Source organism: Azospirillum sp. OGB3 (genome assembly GCF_014192915.1).
GTDB lineage: Bacteria > Pseudomonadota > Alphaproteobacteria > Azospirillales > Azospirillaceae > Azospirillum.
Genome location: NZ_JACHYN010000015.1, coordinates 88,635 through 101,771, shown reverse-complemented (window position 1 = coordinate 101,771; position 13,137 = coordinate 88,635). Strand labels below are relative to the sequence as shown.

Annotated in this window: 11 protein-coding genes; 1 reads left to right on the top strand and 10 read right to left on the bottom strand. The window is 69.8% G+C overall.

What is annotated here, in order from left to right; all coding sequences use genetic code 11:
• Window positions 1-182: 182 nt before the first annotated feature.
• The 10 genes from FHW79_RS33350 to FHW79_RS24560 form a co-directional block, all read right to left on the bottom strand.
• Window positions 183-1,403, bottom strand: coding sequence for an ABC transporter ATP-binding protein (locus FHW79_RS33350; RefSeq protein ID WP_183181330.1), 1,221 nt, complete (start codon window positions 1,401-1,403; stop codon window positions 183-185).
• Window positions 1,404-1,463: 60 nt separating this feature from the next.
• Window positions 1,464-2,285 carry a carbohydrate ABC transporter permease gene (locus FHW79_RS24600; RefSeq protein ID WP_035677626.1) on the bottom strand — a complete coding sequence of 274 codons (822 nt, stop codon included), beginning with the start codon at window positions 2,283-2,285 and terminating at the stop codon, window positions 1,464-1,466.
• A gap of 4 nt (window positions 2,286-2,289) precedes the next feature.
• The gene (locus tag FHW79_RS24595; RefSeq protein ID WP_211108473.1) at window positions 2,290-3,228 is read right to left on the bottom strand and encodes a sugar ABC transporter permease; all 939 of its coding nucleotides are present in this window, start codon (window positions 3,226-3,228) and stop codon (window positions 2,290-2,292) included.
• Between the two features lie 54 nt (window positions 3,229-3,282).
• The gene (locus tag FHW79_RS24590; RefSeq protein WP_183181329.1) at window positions 3,283-4,548 is read right to left on the bottom strand and encodes a sugar ABC transporter substrate-binding protein; all 1,266 of its coding nucleotides are present in this window, start codon (window positions 4,546-4,548) and stop codon (window positions 3,283-3,285) included.
• A 100-nt stretch (window positions 4,549-4,648) separates the two neighbouring features.
• Complete coding sequence (locus tag FHW79_RS24585) at window positions 4,649-6,229, bottom strand: aldehyde dehydrogenase (NADP(+)) (RefSeq protein WP_183181328.1); 1,581 nt, start codon at window positions 6,227-6,229, stop codon at window positions 4,649-4,651.
• 46 nt (window positions 6,230-6,275) lie between these two features.
• Window positions 6,276-7,460, bottom strand: a complete 1,185-nt coding sequence (locus FHW79_RS24580; RefSeq protein WP_183181327.1) for a fumarylacetoacetate hydrolase family protein — start codon at window positions 7,458-7,460, stop codon at window positions 6,276-6,278.
• A gap of 17 nt (window positions 7,461-7,477) precedes the next feature.
• Window positions 7,478-8,275 (bottom strand): enoyl-CoA hydratase-related protein, encoded by a 798-nt coding sequence (locus FHW79_RS24575; protein WP_051140522.1) that lies wholly within the window; start codon window positions 8,273-8,275, stop codon window positions 7,478-7,480.
• Between the two features lie 10 nt (window positions 8,276-8,285).
• Complete coding sequence (locus tag FHW79_RS24570) at window positions 8,286-9,437, bottom strand: ABC transporter substrate-binding protein (RefSeq protein ID WP_183181326.1); 1,152 nt, start codon at window positions 9,435-9,437, stop codon at window positions 8,286-8,288.
• A complete protein-coding gene (locus FHW79_RS24565) occupies window positions 9,419-10,666 on the bottom strand; it encodes a CoA transferase (RefSeq protein WP_145678100.1) in 1,248 nt (415 codons plus the stop codon). Before FHW79_RS24565 ends, FHW79_RS24570 begins: the two co-directional genes overlap by 19 nt.
• A 68-nt stretch (window positions 10,667-10,734) precedes the next feature.
• The gene (locus FHW79_RS24560) at window positions 10,735-11,499 is read right to left on the bottom strand and encodes an SDR family oxidoreductase (RefSeq protein ID WP_183181325.1); all 765 of its coding nucleotides are present in this window, start codon (window positions 11,497-11,499) and stop codon (window positions 10,735-10,737) included.
• Between the two features lie 333 nt (window positions 11,500-11,832).
• Between FHW79_RS24560 and FHW79_RS24555 the strand changes: the two genes are divergently transcribed.
• Entirely contained in the window at window positions 11,833-12,894 is a 1,062-nt protein-coding gene (locus tag FHW79_RS24555) for a LacI family DNA-binding transcriptional regulator (RefSeq protein WP_183181324.1), read from the top strand.
• The last annotated feature ends 243 nt before the right edge of the window (window positions 12,895-13,137 follow it).

Sequence of the window (13,137 nt, the reverse complement as noted above, 5' to 3'; positions counted from 1 at the left end):
CGGGGATGGTTACTGCATGAATTTTGGATCATGCGGAAGCAAATTGTCAATTATTGACATATTTGAGGATTTGGTTGTAAAAGGGGCGGAGTTGCCTTTTTGAAAAGTAGTGTTCGGGAATGGCGCCGCATCCGCCAACCCATTCTGGGATGGCGGATGCGGCGCCGTCCGCACGGATCGCGTCAGGAGGCCGTCCGGATGGTGCCGACGCGTCCGCCGGCCAGGAAATCCTCCGCGGCCCGCCCGCCGACGCGGACGCCGCTGTCCTTCTCGAACAGGGAGAAGTCCTTCAGCAGGCAGTCGATCCCGACCGCCTCGCCGACGCGCAGCTCGCTGTAGCCGGGGACGGAGACCATCACCTCGTCGGTCAGGCCACCATCGTCGTCATGGGCGGTGTGGACTCCGGACAGCTTCACCGAGATCAGCGATTCCGCCCCCACATGCTCGACCAGGGTGACCGTGCCCGGCAGGCTCTTCCCCTGGCCTTGCGGCACGATGGCGAGCGCGCCGGGGCGCAGGCCCAGCCAGACCTTCATGCGGCTGCTGCCGCCCGGCCGTTCCGCCTTGTCCGGCAACGGCAGGACGCTGTTGCCGATGCGCACGGTCATGCCCTCGACCTCGGCGTCGATCAGGTTCATCGGCGGCGTGCCGATGAAGCGGGCGACGTAGGTGTTGGCCGGCTTCTCGTAGATCTCACGCGGGGTGCCGTACTGCTGGAGGTGCCCGTCGCGCATCAGCGCGATGCGGGTGCCCATGGTCATCGCCTCGATCTGGTCGTGGGTGACGTAGACAAAGTTGCCGCCGACCCGCTGGTGAAGCTGGGTGATCTCCGCCCGCATGGCGGTGCGCAGCTTGGCGTCGAGGTTCGACAGCGGCTCGTCCATCAGGAAGGCCGACGGCTCGCGCACCATGGCGCGGCCGAGCGCCACGCGCTGGCGCTGGCCGCCCGACAGGGTGCGCGGGTGGCGGTCCAGCACCTTGGTCAGGGCCAGCGTGTCGGCGGTGCGCTCCACCAGCTCCCGCACCTCCGGCGAGTTCTCGATGCGGCGCTTGAAGTAGTCGCCGATGAAGGGGACGTGGAACCACCAGCGGAACTGCCGCATGATCAGCGGGAAGGCGATGTTCCGGCGCACCGTCATGTGCGGGTAGAGCGCGTAGGACTGGAAGACGAAGGCCATGTCGCGGTCGCTGGGCGGCAGCTCGTCCACCCGCTTGCCGCCGAGATGGATCTCGCCGCTGGTCACCGTTTCGAGCCCCGCGATCATGCGCAGGATGGTGGACTTGCCGCAGCCCGACGGGCCGAGCAGCACCAGGAATTCGTCGTCGCCGGCCTCCAGGCTCACGTTGTCGATCACGGTCAGCGAACCGAAGGACTTCGTGACGTTCTGCAGTTTGATAGCCATGGGCTTTTCCCTTTTATCTCTCGGGCGTGTCGGTGCAAGGGGGGCGGGATCGGCCCACGGTCAGCCCTTGACGCCGCCGGTCGTCATGCCGGCGACCACGTAGCGTTGGACGAACAGGTAGAAGACGACCGCCGGCAGCGTGTAGATGAAGCCGACCGCCATGACCGTGTGCACCGGGGTGCTCAGCTCGCCCACGAAGCTGGCGAGGCCGACCGAGGCGGTGCGCAGGGCGTCGTCGCTGATGAAGGTCTGGGCGAAGACATACTCGTTCCAGCCGTGGAAGAAGGCGATCACCGCCGCCGCCGCCAGCGTCGGCGCGATCAGCGGAACCACCACCGCCAGCACGATGCCGAGGCGGGAGCAGCCGTCCACCCGCGCCGCTTCCTCGATCTCCGACGGCACGCCGTCGATGGCGCCCTTCAGGATCCAGGTCACCACCGGCACCGTGAAGGCCGTGTTGGCCAGGATCAGGCCGAGCAGCGTGTTGAGCAGCGACAGCTTGGTGAAGATGTCGTAGAGCGGCACCACCAGCATCGCTTCCGGCAGCATCTGCGTCATGAACAGCGCGAAGCCGAGCAGCAGCTTGCCGTTGAAGGTCAGGCGCGACAGCGCGTAGGCCGGCAGCACCGACAAAAGGATGCTCAGCACCGTGGTTCCGACCGCGACGATCAGGCTGTTGACCAGCCATTGGCGCAGCGAGGTCTCGGTGAAGGCGGCGGCGTAGGTGCCGATCTGCGACAGCGTCGGCAGCAGGTTCGGCGTGTCGTCGAACAGCCGCTCCGACGGGGTGAGCGAGGTCACCAGCATCCAGTAGAGCGGGAAGGCCGCCACCCCGAGGAGGACCAGGACGGCGAGCGTGCGGGCCGTGGAATTGTGTTTCATGACATCACCGCTTTCCGGCGGCCTTTTCCGCCCGCGTCGACAGCCAGAAATAGACCAGCGTCACCAGGATCGCGACGACCAGCCCGATGATGCCGACCGCCGCCGCCCGGCCGAGGTCGAGGTAGACGAAGGCGCGGCGGTAGAGGTCGATGACCAGCGTGTTGGTCTCGCCCAGCGGGCCGCCCTGGGTCATCAGCCAGATCACGTCGAAGCGGCGCAGCGACCACACGGTGATGAGCAGGGTCAGCAGGGCCACCGACGGGCGGATGGTCGGCCAGGTGACGGCGCGGAAGATGCTGAGCCGGTCGGCCCCGTCGATCACCGCCGCCTCGCGCAGCTCCGACGGCACGCCCTGGAGGGCGGCCAGGATGACCACGGAGGAGAAGGGGAATATCTGCCAGATCGTGGTGATCAGGATGGCCGGCAGGGCGAAGGACGGCTCGTCCAGCCAGTTCACCCCGCCGTCGACGAAGCCCAGGAACTGGGCGAGGTGGCTAAACAGGCCGTACTGCGCGTTGAACATCCACACGAAGATCAGCGCCGCGGCGACCGGGGGGGCGGCCCACGGAATGGTGACCAGCGCGCGGGCGATGCCGCGCCCCCGGAAGGTGCCGTCGAGCAGCAGCGCCGCCAGCAGGCCGAGCCCGATGGAGGCGACCACGCAGACCAGCGTGTAGACCGCGGTGACGCGCAGGACCTGATGGAACTCCGGGTCGAAGACGAGCTCGCGGTAATTGTCCAGCCCGACATAGGTCTGCTGGCCGGGCGAGAGCAGCGAGGTGGAGGTGACGCTGAGCAGGAATTCCTGCACCAGCGGGTAGCCCTGGAAGACCAGGAGGTAGAGCGCCACCGGGGCGACGAAGAGTGCGGGAACCCAGCGGCCATGGTCGATCGGCGCGCGCCGCGCGGCGGCCCTGGGCTGGCTCACGGTCCTGCTCATCATGATGCGGTATCCGGAGTTGGGACCGGCGGCGCCGGGGCGCCGCCGGTGAAAGCCTTACTTCTGGGCGAGCACGCGGGCGGTGATCAGGCGCTGCGCCTCGTCCATGGCGGTCTGCGGGGCGACGCCGCCCTGGAGCACCTTGAGGAGCTGCTGGACGATGATCTGCTGGATCTCCGGCGCCTTGGTCTCAAGCCCCTGCGGCAGGGCGGGGACGCTGTTCGGGGTCTGCGCGTCGTAGACCTTCAGCCAGGGCATGGCCTGAAGCTCCTCCGGCGTGCGCTCCACCGTCGTCGCGACGTTGGCGGCACCGAGCAGGGTCTGGAGTTCCTGCTGCTGTTGCGGCTGGAGCGCCCATTGCAGGAACTTGCCGGCGGCGTCCTTCACCTTGGTGTTGGCGTTGATGGTCACCGGAGCCAGGATCATGCCCTGCTCCTTGTGCGGGAAGGGCGACGGGGCGGCGGCGATGGGGTGCGCCTTGCCCTGCGAGGTCAGGATGGTGGCGACGCCGCCGTTGTCGATCTCCATGGCGACCTTGCCTTCCCAGAACATCCGCCGGTAGGTGGCGGCGTCGGTGCCCTTGGGGATCATGCCGGCGTCATAGACGGTCTTGTAGGCGGCGACGCCCGCCACGACCTCCGGGCTGTTGAAGGTCGGCGTGCCGTCCGGCTTGGACCAGCGCCCGCCGAAGCCGTAGACGAAGTTGGTCAGGTCGTACCAGACGCCGCCGCGCTCGGCCATCGTGGCGCGGAAGGCGAAGCCGTAGTTGCCGTCCTTCGTCGCCTCCTTGCCGAGCTTCACGAACTCCTCGAAGGTCTTGGGCGGCGTGCCGTTGGGCAGCAGCGCGGCGTTGTAGACCATCGCGTAGTTGGCGGTGTCGAAGGCGAAGCCGTAGCGCTTGCCCTCGATCTTCATGTACTGGTCGGCGGCGGTGAAGTTGTGGGCGCCGTCCTTCACGATGTCGTCGATCGGCAGGACCGACTTGGCGGCCACCGCGGCGTAGAATTCCGGCAGGTCGAAGCGGATCACGTCGGGGCCGCCGTTGCCGCCCATCTGCGTGAAGATGGTGGTGGCGAAGGAGGAGAAGGGGATGGTGACCGGCTTCACCTCGATGTCGGGCTGGGACTGGTTGAACTTTTCCACCCAGGCCTTCAGCCGGTCGCCGCGGCCGACCTCGGCGAAGTGGGACGCAGCGAAGGTCACCACCGTCTTGCCCGACGACTGGGCCAGGGCGACCGACGCGGTGCCCAGCGCCAGGGCGGCGGCGAGCCCGCCGGCCAGGATTGGGGTGATGCCCGTGATTGCGCTCAGAAACGGCTTCATGCTGCGTCCTCCTCTGAATTTGTTCGTTTGCTGTCTTTTTTGGTTGGTTTGGCCCGCAATCCCGGAACCATACCAGAGTATGCGGGCCGGTGGTCGGGGTTCAGTGCCGGCACAACGCTCCGTCGAACCGGCGCCACAGCCCCAGCGGGTTGCCGTCGCGCAGGGCCTCCGGCAGCAGGTCGGCCGGGATGTCCTGGTAGCAGACGGGCCGCAGGAACCGCTCGATGGCCGCCGTGCCGACCGAGGTCGTGCGGCCGTCCGACGTGGCCGGGAAAGGGCCGCCATGCACCATGGCGTGGCAGACCTCGACGCCGGTCGGCCAGCCATTGGCCAGGATGCGGCCGGCCTTGCGTTCCAGCGTCGGCAGCAGGGCCGCCGCCGCCCCGGTGTCCGCCGCGTCCATGTGCAGGGTCGCGGTGAGCTGGCCATCCAGCCGTTCCGCCACCGCGCGCAAGGAGTCCAGGTCCGGGCAGCGGATGAGCAGGGAGGCGGCGCCGAACACCTCCTCCCGCAGGGCCGGATCGTCGAGGAAGGCGTCGGCGGTGGTGGCGAACAGCGCCGCCCGGCACCGGTTGGGGCCGTCGCCGTCCAGCCCGCGGGCCAGCGTCGCCACGCGGGCGTTGCCGGCCAGGGCGGCCACCCCGGCGTCGAAGGCGGCGTGGATGCCCGGCGTCAGCATGGTCGGCGCCGCGCTGCCGCCCAGCGCCTCCACGGCGGCGGCCACGAAGCGGTCGAGGTCCGGCCCGTTGACACCCAGCAGGATGCCGGGGTTGGTGCAGAACTGCCCGGCGCCCATGGTCAGCGAGGCGACGAAGCCCTTGCCCAGCGCCTCGGCCCGCGCGGCGAGCGCCGCCGGCAGCAGGAAGACCGGGTTGATGCTGCTCATCTCCGCATAGACGGGGATCGGCTCCGGGCGCTTGGCCGCCACCTCCATCAGCGCCACGCCGCCGCGGCGCGACCCGGTGAAGCCGACCGCCTTGATGCGCGGGTCGGCGACCAGCGCCGTGCCCACCGACGAGCCGGCGCCGAAGATCAGCGAGAAGACGCCCTCCGGCAGGCCACATTCCGCGACGGCGGCCTGGACGGCGCGGCCGACCAGCTCCGACGTGCCGGGATGGGCGGAGTGGGCCTTGACCACCACCGGGCAGCCGGCGGCGAAGGCCGACGCGGTGTCGCCCCCGGCCACCGAGAAGGCCAGCGGGAAGTTGCTGGCGCCGAACACCGCCACCGGGCCGAGCGGGATGCGGCGCTGGCGCAGGTCGGGGCGGGGCAGCGGTGCGCGCTCCGGCTGGGGCGGGTCGATGCGGGCGCCGATCCAGCTTCCTTCCCGCACCACCGCGGCGAAGAGGCGAAGCTGGCCGACGGTGCGGCCCCGTTCCCCCTCCAGCCGGGCGCGCGGCAGGCCGCTTTCGGCCATGGCGCGGACGATGAGAGCGTCGCCCAGGTCGAGGATGTTGCGGGCGACCGCCTCCAGGAAGACGGCGCGGTCCTCCGGCGCGGTTTCGCGGAAGCGGTCGAAGGCGTCCCAGGCGAGCTGGCAGGCGCGGTCGACCTCAGCCGCCCCGCCGCCGCCGAAGGCGGGTTCCAGCGTCGCCCCGGTGGACGGGTCGATGGCGTGGATCTCGCCGTTGCGGCCGCGGTGGCTCTCGGCGCCGATCAGCATCATGCCGGTGAGGGTCACGGGCGGGTCCTTTCTTGGTCTCTCTGCTCTCGGTCTCGGGGCGGCATCAGCCGAGCAGGCCGCGGCCCGCGAGGTTCCGCATCAGCGCGGCGGCGCCGAAGTCCCAGGGCGTGCAGTCGGCGCAATGGCGGACCCGGTTGGTCAGGCTGCCCAGCGCCGGGGCGGTGATGGTCACCACGTCGTCCAGCTTGTGGGTGAAGCCCTCGCCCGGACGGTCGCGGTCCTCGACCGGCGCGAACATGGTGCCGAGCAGCAGGACGAAGCCGTCCGGATACTGGTGGTTCTCGCCGATGGTGGCCTCCACCAGCTCCACCGGGTCGCGGCTGATCTGCGACATGGAGCTGGAGCCCTCCAGCCGGAAACCGTCGCTGCCCTCGACCACCAGCCCAAGCTCGGCGCTGCGCACGCCGTCGAGCGTGAAACGGTCGTCGAACAGACGGATGAAGGGGCCGATGGAGCCGCTGGCGTTGTTGTCCTTCGCCTTGCCGAGCAGCAGGGCGGAGCGCCCCTCGACGTCGCGCAGGTTCATGTCGTTGCCGAGCGTGGCCCCGACGATCTCCCCGCGGCTGGAGGCGAGCACAGCGATTTCCGGCTCCGGGTTGTTCCACACGGAATAGGGCGGGATGCCGACATGGGCTCCGGTGCCGACCGCCGACATCGGCTGGCCCTTGGTGAAGATCTCGGCGTCGGGGCCGATGCCGACCTCAAGATACTGCGACCACACCCCGCGGGCGATCAGCGCCTTCTTGACCTCCATGGCCTCCGGCGAGCCGGGCTTCAGGCTGGAGAGGTCGCGCCCGATCAGCGCGTCGATGTCGGCGCGGATGGCCAGCGCCTTGTCCGGGGCGCCGCGCGCCTGTTCCTCGATGACGCGCTCCAGCAGGCTGACCACGAAGGTCACGCCGGACGCCTTCACCGCCTGGAGGTCGATGGGAGCCAGCAGCCAGGGCCGCTCCGGGTCCCGCCGGTCCTCGTCGGAGTTGGCGAGGATGGCGGCGGCGGTGCCGATCCACTCACCGGGCACGTCGCGGGCGATGGCCGCGGCGCTACCGGTCTCCACCAGATCGCGCACGGTGGGCGCGTCGCGGCTGGTGATGTCGAAGACGTCCCGGCCACGCACGGCGATGACCGAGGGGCCGACGCCGGGACGCCAAGCGCGCCCGACCAGGAGCGCGCCCTCGTCCGTGGGCAGGGCGGCGGCGGGGTCGAGGGGAAGGGGTCGCTTGCTCATGGTGTCCGCTCCTCGTCTTACTTGCGCCGGAAGACCGGGCTGCGCTTTTCCTTGAAGGCGGCGCGCCCCTCGGCGGCGTCCGCCGTGGCGAAGCAGATGGTCTGCAGGTCGCGCTCGTACTCGATGGCCTTCTCAACCGGCATGGTGTGGGCGGCCTTCAGGTTCAGCTTCGCCGTCTCCGCCGCGATGGGCGCGCGGCTGGCGACGATGGCGGCGATCTCCTGCGCGCGGGCGAGCAGCCGGTCGGCGGGCACAACCTCGCTGACGAGGCCCCAGGCCAGCGCCTTGTCCGCCGGGATCGGGTCGCCGGTCAGGATCATCATCGCGGCGTTGGAGGTGCCGATGGAGTGCGACAGGAAGGCCGCGACGCCGCCGCCGCCGATCCAGCCGAGCTTGATCTCCGGCGCGCCGAACTGCGCGTTCTCCGACGCGATGCGGATGTCGCAGCTCATCGCCGTCTCCAGCCCACCGCCGAAGGCGTAGCCGTTGACTGCGGCGATGCTGGGCTTGCGCAGGCCCCGGATGGCGTCGCAATAGTCTTCGCGGTTGCGGAAGTTCCAGGCGGTGTCGTAGCGGTCCAGCTCGCGGATGTCGGAGCCGCAGCAGAAGGCGCGCGGCCCGGCGCCGGTCAGCACGACGCAGCGGATGTCGTCGTCGGCGTTGCAGCGGGCGACGGCGGCGACCAGCTCCGCGGCCATCTCCGGGGTCACCGCGTTCAGCTTCTGCGGGCGGTCGAGCGTGATGGTGGCGACGAAGCCGTCCACCGTGACGGTGACCGCGCCGAGCGCCGGATCGGGGGTGTTGAGCGAGTCCATGGGATGGGCCTTATCGTTCGGCGCCAGCAGCCGGACGGCTGGCGGCGTAGCGGTGTTGCAGGCGGTCGAGCAAGGCGGCGTGCGGCGTGCCCTCGGCCAGCGCGTCGCGGATCATCGCGGCGGCGTCGGTCTGGAAGGCGATGTAGCCGGCGTGGCGCGGGCGGACATAGGCGGCCTCCAGCGTCGCGGCGGTGTTGCGGTAGAAGCTGCCCCAGCGGGCGTTCACCGCCTCGTCCGCCCAGGCGTCGCGGCGGCTCGGCTGGCCGTCGTGGGCCGGGATGAAGGTCCGCTGCGCCTCGGCGCCGAGCAGCCAGCGCAGATGGTCGAGCAGGGCCGGCGTCACCTCGCAGCGCACGGAGACGCCGATGCCGGTGCCGCCCAGCGTCGAGCCGGGACGCCCGTCCGCCGTGGCGCGCGGCGCGTCGGCGAAGGCGACCGGCTTGTCTTCCGCCGCCGTGGGGGCGGCGTAGTTGACGTAGCCGTAGACCAGCGGGCAGAGCGCCACGTCATCGGTGCGGGCCATGTGGCCGAGCAGCCCGATTGGGTTCAGCCCTCGCACCGCCGCCGGCATCCGCCCGGCCAGCGTCGCCATGAGGTCGAGCACCCGTTCCCCGATCTCGGCCGAGACCAGCCGGTCGGGATCGGCCACGGCGGGCGGATCTCCGAAGGCCGCCGCCATGGACAGGAAGGTCAGGCAGGCGTGCGGCCCGGCCAGCGACAGGGCGACCGGCGCCCGCTCGGACAGGCTCGCCACCTCCGCCCAGGTGACGGGGATCGGCCCGCCCAGCAAATCGGCGCGGCAGGCCATCACCTGCGTCGCCGCGTCGAGCGGCAACGCCCAGTGCCGGTCCGCGAAGCGGTAGCTGGCGAGGCTCGGCCCGATGCTGTCGCGCTGCCAGCCGGCGATGTCTTCGGCGGTGAACAGGTCCTCCAGCGGGATCAGGCCGCGTTCCGCGACGGCCTCTCCGACATGGGGATGGTCAAGCACGATCAGGTCGTAGCGGGCGCAGAGGTCGCCGATCGGATGGGCCTCGAAGCCTTCGAGCGGCTGCTTGTCCCAGTCGATGGCAAGCCCGTCGCGCCCCTCGTCCAGCCCTGCGGCGGCTGCCGCCAAGGCATTGTAGCCGCGCGGGTGGTCCCAGGTCAGCGCGCGGTAGCGCATGCCCGAACCTCCTCTTCCTCCGCCTCCGGTTCCGTCGCGGCGACGACGCCGGCGGCCAGCAGGCGGTCGACGGCCTCGGCGGTGAAGCCGGCGGCCTCCAGGACCTCGCGGGTGTGCTCGCCGGTCAGGGGGGCGCCACGCTCGACCTCTGACGGGGTCTTGGAGAACTTGATCGGGAAGCCCGGCGTCTTGACGCGGCCCTCGGTCGGGTGGTCGTACTCGACGAAGGTGCCGTTGTGCTTGATCTGCGGGTCGTTCACGAGGTCGGCGTAGCCATAGACCGGCCCGGCCCAAACCCCGGCGGCGTTGAACAGCTCCAGCCACTCGGCGGAGGTCTTCGCGGTCAGCCGGTCGCGGGTCTTGGCGAAGATCTCGTCGCGGCGCGACCAGCTGTCGGTCTCGTCCTCCATGTCGAGGAAGGACGGCTCGCCGATCAGTTCGCCCAGCAGCTTCAGCGGCGGGAAGGCCACGATGATGAAGCCGTCGCTGGTCGCGAAGGCGCCGTAGGGGGCGCGGATGTAGACGTGGGCGTGCGGCTCGGCGGAGCGGGTCTGCGGCTTGCCGCCGACCGTGAAGACCGACAGCTCCTGCATCTGGATCGTCGTGATGGCGTCCAGCATGTTCACCTGGACGAGCTGGCCCTCGCCAGTGCGCTCGCGGTGGAGCAGGGCGGCCAGCACGCCTTCGAAGGCGGTGTAGCCGGTGATCGCGTCCACCAGATACTGGCCGGCGGGGGTCGGGGCCTCGCCCTCGCGGCCCGCCGACAGCATGGCGCCGGACATGCCTTGCAACAGCAGATCCTGGCCCGGGCGCTGGACGTAGGGGCCGGTCTCGCCATAGCCGGAGATCGACAGGTAGATCAGGCGCGGGTTGATCGCCGACAGCGATTCATAGTCCACGCCCAGGCGCTTGGCGACGCCGGGCCGGTAGTTCTGGAGGAACACGTCGGCGGTCTTGACCAGCTCCATCAGCAGGGCCTTGCCCTCGGTGTTCTTCAGGTCGACGGCGAGCGAGCGCTTGTTCCGGTTCAGCGACAGGAAGGAGACGTTCACCTTGTTGCCGGTGATGCCGCCCGCCGCGGTGTGGCGCTGCCACTCGCCGGTCACCGGCTCCACCTTCACCACGTCGGCGCCGAGGTCGCCCAGGCGCTGCGCCGCCAGCGGGCCGGCCATGGCGATGGAGCAGTCGAGCACACGGTAACCGCTGAGGATGTTGCGTTTCTTGTCCATGATGTCCGGGTCTTGTTGCCGTGGGTCCGCCGGCCACGTGGAGGGATGGGGCGGAAGGAAGGGTTCGGTCAGCCGTTGGTCGCCGGCGCTTCCGTGAAGAAGGCGCGGTTCCAGACGGGGCTGATGAGGATTTCGTTGACGCAGACGTGGGGTGGCATCTCGGCCACGAAGCGGATGGTGCGGCCCAGGTCTTCGGGCTGGAGCAGGCGCGCCATTTCCTCCGCCGGCGGCGGAGAGGGGCGCTGGCCCAGAAGGTCGGTCGCCACCTCGCCCGGCATGACCACGCAGGAGCGCAGGCCGTTGCGCCATTCCTCCATGTTCAGGCTGTGGCTCAGCGTCACCAGCGCCTGCTTGGTCGCGTTGTAGCCGGGGCCGCCGAGGACGAGCGCGTGCCGCCCGACCCAGGAGGACACGATGATGACGGTGCCGGACCGGCGTTCCCTCATCGACGGCAGCGCCGCCTGGATGGCGTGCATGGTGCCGTTGAGGTTGACGTCGACCAGCCGCCGCCAGCCCTCCGTCCCGACGTCGCGGAAGCTGCGGTTGGGCAGGTTCATCCCGGCGCTGGCGACCAGCGTGTCGATTCGCCCGTGGCGGTCGAGGATCGCCGCCGCCACGCGCCGCACCGCCGCCTCGTCGGCCACGTCGAGGACCGCGGTCTCGGCCCTGCCGCCGGCGGCGCGGATGGACTCCGCCACGCGGTGGAGCGCGTCTTCGCGCCGTCCGGACAGGACGACGGTGGCACCGCCCTGGGCCAGTGCCCGCGCGCCGGCCTCCCCGATTCCGCTGCCGCCGCCGGTGATCCAGGCGACGCTGTCCGCAAGAACGCTCATGTCTTGCCTGCTTCGTTGCTTGTCTTTGTTGCTTGCCCGCCGTCCGGCCATCGGGCCGCCGCGGTGTTCCTCCCCGCAGTCCCCGGATCGTCCGCCTTCGCGTTTGTTCGGAGTGACCGCTAACGTGACCGGTAACATGATTGGTTGGGGCAATCAAGCATCTTTCGTGACCGATAACGTGAGCGTTCACGTGACCGCTAACATGAAATGCGCTATGGATTGTGGAAACGGGGCCGCACCCGGCTTGCAACGGCGGGCGCGGCCATGCACAAGAAGGCGGCCGGCCGGTGCCCGAAGGCGGGCCGGCGGAGGCAGGATAAGAGGTCATCCCAGGTGTCGGACGAAGGACAGCTTTCGCTCAGGAAGGCGGAGTCACGGCGGCGCTCCGCGACCCGCGCGGTGACGATGGCCGATGTGGCGCAGGCCGCCGGCGTCTCCACGCAGACGGTGTCGCGCGCGCTCCGCGATCCGCGCAGCGTCGGCCCGGACACGCTCGCCCGCATCGAGGAAGCGGTTCGCGAAACCCGCTACGTGCAGAACCTGGCGGCGAGCCACCTCGCCTCCAACCGCAGCATGACGGTGGCGGCGATCATCCCGACCATCTCCGCCTCGATCTTCGCGGAAACCATCCAGGGCCTGACCGACGTCCTGCTGCCGGAGGGCTATCAGGTCTTCCTCGGCCACACCGACTATATGGCGGGGCGCGAGGAATCGCTGGTTCGCAGCTTCAGCGGGCGGCGCCCGGACGGCTTCTTCATCATCGGCACCCGCCACACCCAGGAGACCACGGCCCTCCTGAAGCGCACCGGGGTGCCGGTGGTCGAAAGCTGGAGTTGGACGAACCGCCCCGTCGACATGCTGGTCGGCTTCTCCAACCACGCCGCGCTGATGAGCGTGGTCGACCATCTGGTGGGGCGCGGCTACCGCCGGCTGGCCTTCACGGGCGTCATGAAGCCGGGCGACCACCGCGCCAAGGAGCGTCTGAAAGGCTTCCAGGACGCCCACGAACGTCATTTCCCGGGCGTGGCGCCGCGAGTCGTCACGGTGGCCAGCGGGCCGATGGTGATGGCGACCGGCGTGGAACTGCTGAAGCTGGTCCGGGAGCAGCATCCCGACACCGACGCCGTGGTGTTCGTCAGCGACGTGCTGGCCTCCGGCGCCCTGCTGGCCTGCAGCGGCCTGGGGATCTCGGTGCCGAAGGATCTGGCGATCACCGGGTTCGGCAATTACGACATCGCCGGGCAACTGACGCCGGGCCTGACCACCATCGCCATCGCCAGCCGCAAGATCGGCACGGAATCCGCCAACCTCCTGCTGCGGCGGATGCAGGGCGGCGAGGTGGAGAACCGCACCCAGGACGTGGGGTTCGAATTGCTGGTGCGGGGCAGCGCCTGAAGGTGCCTCGCAACCCTCTCCCCGGAAGGGAGGGAGCGTTGAGGCACCCGAAATTCCCATAATGATATCAGGGGTATAAAGGCGCACACGATCACCAGGACGGTGACGTTGCCCCCTTGCGCGATCCTCACCCTGATGCTTAGAATGAAAATCATTCGCATTCAGGCGATCAGCGCGGACGTTCGGCTTTTGTGAAACGGACAGGGTGCCGGTCGCTAACGCTGCGCCACATGTACACCTTTT

Coding starts and splice junctions, on each gene's coding strand:
- FHW79_RS33350 (WP_183181330.1), bottom strand. CDS start 1,403: ATGGCTATCAAACTGCAGAACGTCACGAAGTCCTTCGGTTCGCTGACC.
- FHW79_RS24600 (WP_035677626.1), bottom strand. CDS start 2,285: ATGAAACACAATTCCACGGCCCGCACGCTCGCCGTCCTGGTCCTCCTC.
- FHW79_RS24595 (WP_211108473.1), bottom strand. CDS start 3,228: ATGATGAGCAGGACCGTGAGCCAGCCCAGGGCCGCCGCGCGGCGCGCG.
- FHW79_RS24590 (WP_183181329.1), bottom strand. CDS start 4,548: ATGAAGCCGTTTCTGAGCGCAATCACGGGCATCACCCCAATCCTGGCC.
- FHW79_RS24580 (WP_183181327.1), bottom strand. CDS start 7,460: ATGAGCAAGCGACCCCTTCCCCTCGACCCCGCCGCCGCCCTGCCCACG.
- FHW79_RS24575 (WP_051140522.1), bottom strand. CDS start 8,275: ATGGACTCGCTCAACACCCCCGATCCGGCGCTCGGCGCGGTCACCGTC.
- FHW79_RS24570 (WP_183181326.1), bottom strand. CDS start 9,437: ATGCGCTACCGCGCGCTGACCTGGGACCACCCGCGCGGCTACAATGCC.
- FHW79_RS24565 (WP_145678100.1), bottom strand. CDS start 10,666: ATGGACAAGAAACGCAACATCCTCAGCGGTTACCGTGTGCTCGACTGC.
- FHW79_RS24560 (WP_183181325.1), bottom strand. CDS start 11,499: ATGAGCGTTCTTGCGGACAGCGTCGCCTGGATCACCGGCGGCGGCAGC.